1 pseudogene is annotated in these 231 nt (G+C 60.2%); it reads left to right on the top strand.

Going from position 1 to position 231, the window contains the following annotated elements:
- Positions 1-231: pseudogene (locus tag SB765_RS34280) on the top strand (cobalamin biosynthesis protein CobW); the annotation flags it as partial.

Here is a 231-nt window from a genome sequence, read left to right as displayed (position 1 = left end):
CTACCCGGCAGCCCTGAGCAGATTGTCGACAGCCCATTTGAGGAGGACCGGATTGTCGACAATCTTGAGAGTAGCCCAGGAATATTGTGGACAGACCCAGGTCAGCCTATCTGTCTTGCCCAGCAGGGGGAGGGTGGTTGGAGTATTGGCTGGCGCTGGCACCCGGGCCAACAGTTTTATCCACAGCGGGTACAGCCGTTCTTGCGCGCATGGCCCTGGCGTCGCGCCAAG

Source organism: Pseudomonas sp. SIMBA_067 (assembly GCF_046534675.1).
In the GTDB taxonomy this organism is placed as follows: Bacteria; Pseudomonadota; Gammaproteobacteria; order Pseudomonadales; family Pseudomonadaceae; genus Aquipseudomonas; species Aquipseudomonas putida.
Note: the sequence above shows the minus strand (reverse complement) of the source record. Positions and strands in the feature narration are given on the sequence as shown.